The sequence below is a fragment of the Gordonia metallireducens genome, assembly GCF_021245825.1.
In the GTDB taxonomy this organism is placed as follows: Bacteria; Actinomycetota; Actinomycetes; order Mycobacteriales; family Mycobacteriaceae; genus Gordonia; species Gordonia namibiensis.
Window position 1 is genome coordinate 1 of record NZ_JAJQJP010000060.1, and the last position, 2,222, is coordinate 2,222.

Below are 2,222 nucleotides of genomic sequence, written 5' to 3' on the forward strand. Positions count from 1 at the left end.
GCTGCCTGATCTGAAAGAGCGCGACGCACCCAGCTCCGGTGCCTGGGGTGCGAGAAGCGCACCCACTTGCTGCCTGATCTGAAAGAGCGCGACGCACCCAGCTCCGATGCCTGGGGTGCGAGAAGCGCACCCACTTGCTGTCTGATCTGAAAGAGCGCGACGCACCAGCTCCGMTGCCTGAGCAGCCTATGAGGGTTTGTGTCAATGGGTCCTGTGGTGGGGTGTGGGCGTGTGGGTGTTGCCGGGCGGCCTGGTTGGGCGGTCCGGGTGCGGGTGCTGGTGGTGGTTGGTCGGCCGGGGTCGTGCCTGGCGCGGGCTCTACCTAGCGGTCAAACGGGTTGGTACCCAACAGCCTTCATCCGAGCTCGGGTCGCGCCGGGTGGGACTGCTCAGGCTCAGGCGCGGGTTATGCCCTAGGTGCGGCGAGCTTGTCCCGGTCGGCGAGGTCTGGGTTCAGGCGGCGCTCACCTCCGCAGTCTGGGTTGGTCCCGCCAGGGTCGGGTCCCAGGGAGTGGCGGTGGTGATCACCACGTGCAGTTGGCGTAGCAAGGCAGCGGCGATAGCTACGTAGGCCTGGTTTGGTTGCAGCTGGTGGTGGGTGCGGGTGGTCAGGTGTTGGTAGCGGGCGGCGTAGACCGGGTTGTGCCGCAACGCGCCGAACGCCGCACGCCAGGCGGCAGTCCGTAGGCGGGGCCGCCCGCGGCCACTGATGGTGGTTGTGCCCTGGTAGCTGCCCGAGGAGTTCTCACGCGGGCACAGGCCGGCGTGTTTGACCACCGCCCGGGCGGAATCGAACCGGGACAGGTCACCGGTTTCGGCGAGGATCGCAGCGACCGAGACCGCGGTGACGCCGGGAATGCTGGTGGCCAGTGCGGTCAGCTGCAACTCGTCGAGCACAGCCAGCATGTGGGTTTCGACCTGCCGGCATTGGGCGGTGGCGTGGTGGAAGTCGTTGAGACCGTAGAAGGCACGTTCCAACGCTCCGGTCCGCTCGGGTGGCATGGTGGTCGCGAAAGCGGAGGTGATGATTGCGGTCAGGATCGGCCCGTGGATGCGGTGGGCACCCCAGCGGGCAAGCTCCCGGCGCAGCTTCGCCCGCAGCCGGGTATCAGCGCAGGCGGGGCTGCGGTAGGCGGTGATGGTGCGTGGATCGCAGCCGATGATGGTCATGGTGGCCAGCCAGGTGGCCGAGTCCAATGGTTGGGCGGCGCAATCGAGCACCTGCGGCCAGGCACTATCGAGCAGGTCACGCACTTGTTGGCGGGCCGCGGCTCGGCGGGTGAGTTGCTCGGTCCGTCGCACGCCGAGGTGGCGTAGCCGTGCCCAGTGCTGATCGGCGTGTTCGGGCAGGTAGATGTGGAGTTGGGTGGTCAAGCGGGCGATCAGCAGGGCGTCTTTGTCGTCGGATTTGTCGCGGGTGAAGTCTTCGGTTTCCCGAGCCCGTGCCACGACCATCGGTTGCACGCACACCATCTGCGCTCCGACTGCGGCGGCCAGATCGGCCACCACTTTCCAGCGGTGCCCGGTCGGTTCACAGGCGATGACGATGCCGGTGAACCCGGCCGCCTCAGCCTGGGCACGACTCCACTGAATCGCCGACCCCAATTTCCACGGGGTGCAGGCAAAGGTCTTGCGGGCCAGCACGCGGGAGTCATGATCGGCGACGACGATCACCTGTTTCTTGGCTGCCAGATCAATCGCCACCACCGCGTAATCGCGGCGCACGATCTCCCGCAGTCGGCTCAAACGGTCGTTTCGGCGTTTCGTTCCTCGACTCAAGGGACTAGCGTCAGACATCGACATCCTCCTTGTTGTGGTTGGGACACCAAGCCCTTACGACCACAACAGGAGGATGTCCCGTATTTCACAACCTTCGAGCTATTACTAGGTGCGAGGAGCGATAGCGACGAGCCACGAAGGCCTGGTGAGATGACGTCGCCGGCCCTTCGTGGCTCGCTTAGCTCGCACCACAGGGAGCGGTGGTGGCGCCACCCCCACCACAGGGAGCGGTGGTGGCGCCACCCCCACCCAAATGAGCCGTGGTGGTGCCCCTCGCACCTCAGGGAGCGGTGGTGGTGGTGCCCCCCCGCACCTGAGGGAGCGGTGGGGGTGGCGCCCCTCGCACCGCAGGCAGCCGTGGATGGACGCCCCGCGCTCCTCAGGGAGCTGGGCTACTGCTCCTCATCGCGAGAGTCGCAGGGGTCGGTAAGCGGGCGGCGGGG

General features: G+C 67.0%; 1 protein-coding gene. It reads right to left on the reverse strand.

Going from position 1 to position 2,222, the window contains the following annotated elements:
- Window positions 1–453: 453 nt before the first annotated feature.
- Window positions 454–1,725 carry an IS110 family RNA-guided transposase gene (locus LQD00_RS22655; RefSeq protein WP_232719526.1) on the reverse strand — a complete coding sequence of 424 codons (1,272 nt, stop codon included), beginning with the start codon at window positions 1,723–1,725 and terminating at the stop codon, window positions 454–456.
- Window positions 1,726–2,222 lie beyond the last annotated feature (497 nt).